Below are 2808 nucleotides of genomic sequence, written 5' to 3' on the forward strand. Positions count from 1 at the left end.
GATTCGATTTTCTTTCTGAACTATTTTAAGCGTTTCAATTTGCGGCGGCTTTGCCTTGTTTAAATAAATGCCCACTTGAAGGGGCATGGTAAAAAATTCCTTCTGCACCTGGTTGATTTGAATTTCAAGCTCATTTGTTGCCGGGTCAAAATGCCAGTGCCCTTTGTATCTCGGCTGCCCGGCTTGGTGAATCCACTGTTGAAAAAACCAGGTTAAATCCTCGGAAGCTGCTTTCTCCATGACTTGCTGAAAGTCCTTCGTCAACGCGTTTTTGTCCCTGTATTTGCCATAGAAATTTCGAATGCCTTGCCAAAAAGCATCCTCTCCAATCACGCCGCGAAGCATGTGAAGCACCCAGGCGCCTTTAGGATAGGTATTAGCATTGAGCAAATTGTTCAAATCAGTAATTGTACTATCAACGATTGGCGACTCGGGATGTCGTTGATAAAATTTCAGGACGCGCTCGCGGCCCCGTTTCAAATCTTCAACCAGGCGTTCGCGGCCATAAGTAAACTCGTCAAACACCCAGGAAAAATAGGTTGCAAAACCCTCGCTTAACCAGATATGGTGCCAATCGGCTTCGGTCACGGAATCGCCAAACCACTGGTGGGCAATTTCATGAGCGATGAGACTTTCGTTGTCGCGTTTGCCGGTGATTCTCTTTTCATTATAAAAAATTGCGCCGGCGTTTTCCATGCCGCCGTATTTTGTCCTTGACTGAACATTGGCAAGTTTATCGTATGGGAAGGGACCGATCCGGTTAGCGAGTAATTCTACAACTCGAACTGCCTGGGCAAAATCATGGAAGCCGGCTTCGCGGTTTTGGGCGTATACCCAACTTTGAATCTCTTTGCCATTATGTACACCTGCGGTCTCAACTGCAAAATGTGCGACGCCGATAACCATGACTTTGGTGGGCATGGGAATCTGAGTTCGCCAATGAGTTCTCCTACGATTTTCCGGTAAATCAGCAATTCCTTGCAGCAGACCATTTGAAACAACCTGATAATGTTCCGGAGCTTCGACAATAAATTCACAGGTCGCTTTGTCATAAGGATGGTCGATAGTCGGCAGCCAGTGACGGGCGCGGTTCGGCCAGTTATCGCCGAAAAATGTGCGCTCGCCAAACATATTTTTTGAGATAATCAAACCATCTGCCGGAATGCCGTGATAAGACACCGCGTAGGTGCGTCGTTCGTTTGCCCGCGAAGGAGAGCGTAATTGAAAATGAATACGATAGTTTTTATGAGAAAAAGCGACCGCTTGCTCATTTTGAGTAATCCCTGTTACGGTCATGCCATTTGTCGAATCCGGGTGCAGCTGACCAATCAAATCCAGGGCAAACTCTGAAACGTCGTCAACTTTAAATTGGATCTCAATTTCAGCATGCCCGCGAATTTCATCGGTTTCATCGCTCAGGGTCAACTGGAATTTATAATGAAGTACGTCTATATTTGGGTTGCGTGGATAGGAATCTGCAAACACAAAGGAGCAGCTTAAGATTAGAACAAAGAGTAAAAGAATCCAGGGTTTCATAAAGTTATTTCCTTTGTAAAAATACAATGCAGACGAAATGTTTTAATAATTAAAGAAAATATGCCTGACTGTCAAGAATTAACAGTTACTGGACTTGGTTTTCTAATTTTTTTAATTAAATATGTGTAACTTCTCTTTTAATTAAGACAAAATTTTTTAAATTGGAATGAATCAATGACCTGAAAATTAAAACTTTCACCCATTGCATGAGGATTCCATGGATGAGAAAATTTTAGTGGTGGAGGGGGAAAGAAAATTTCGCGAGCTCTATCAAACCGGACTGAAAGACGCCGGGTATAGAGTTGATATCGCAGCAGATGGTCAGCATGCATTAAAGAAATTAAAACACGAACCCGTAGATTTAATTGTCACGGATTTAGTGCTTCCCGACGGTAAAGGATTCGATCTCCTGCAGAGGTTTTTGAAAGTCACAAATAAGACGAAAGTTGTGATTAATACCTCCTATGTTGAGTACAAATCTGACTTCCAATCCTGGGTTGCGGATGCGTATTTAACCAAGTCTTCTGATATCTCTGAACTTAAGAATACCATCGATGGTATTTTACACCGTAATTAATTCCTGATTTCTACCGGCAAACAAATTCTTGCCTGACCATGGTTCGATAGGATCTTCCGCATCAATCCACTGGCAGAGTTTAAACGTCACTTTGTAGCCTCTTAAAAAGCGCTTGCCTATTTTTCCCAATCGATGTTTTATTTCTTTTAGACATTCGCAAACCGACAGAGCAATTCGAAAAAAACAAGTGAAAACAAGATTAATTAACATGTATCTTGCAGACATCTCCTAAGAATAGAAACTTCCATCCACTTTTATCAAGATGCTCATTTTTTGCTCACCTGGGCAAAAATTAACCAATTCCAAAAGGCGTCTTATAACCTTTTTTCGTACTTCTCTGGCAAAATTACCCACAAATCTTACACTTTCTTTACAATCCGAAAACTGGCACATTAGTTGCATAAGAAAAGGAAAGTTGGGGAATTTTTATATAGTAGATGCGAAGCCGGCCGGTTCGAAAAAGGAGAAGTAGTCCTGACGGACCGCTGAAAGCTCAAGAGTTGAAAGAGTCACTTAACCTCCCCACGGATGGGGAGCGCGTCTGCTTTGTGCAGGGGAGGGTGGTCAGAAGAAGAACTAGATGAAAGAATTTCAGACAATAGAAATCAATCCGTCGCCTCATTTGTTAACGGATTCCGGGTTGCTTTATTTTCGGTTGCGAAATTATCCCATGGCCATCGAAAGGTTTACCAGGG

At 42.6% G+C, this 2808-nt stretch carries 3 protein-coding genes; 1 reads left to right on the forward strand and 2 read right to left on the reverse strand.

The features are described 5' to 3' along the window. A partial coding sequence (locus IH879_22130) for a M1 family metallopeptidase (GenBank protein MCH7677625.1) occupies nucleotides 1-1536 on the reverse strand: 1536 nt, incomplete at its 3' end. Nucleotides 1537-1753: 217 nt separating this feature from the next. Here IH879_22130 and IH879_22135 point away from each other — a divergent pair. Continuing rightward, nucleotides 1754-2113 (forward strand): response regulator, encoded by a 360-nt coding sequence (locus IH879_22135; GenBank protein ID MCH7677626.1) that lies wholly within the window; start codon nucleotides 1754-1756, stop codon nucleotides 2111-2113. On the opposite strand, the gene IH879_22140 is transcribed toward IH879_22135, so the two are convergent. Then, a complete protein-coding gene (locus tag IH879_22140) occupies nucleotides 2099-2323 on the reverse strand; it encodes a hypothetical protein (GenBank protein ID MCH7677627.1) in 225 nt (74 codons plus the stop codon). The genes IH879_22135 and IH879_22140 overlap by 15 nt on opposite strands. Nucleotides 2324-2808 lie beyond the last annotated feature (485 nt).

The organism is candidate division KSB1 bacterium, assembly GCA_022562085.1.
Taxonomy (GTDB): Bacteria; Zhuqueibacterota; Zhuqueibacteria; order Oceanimicrobiales; family Oceanimicrobiaceae; genus Oceanimicrobium.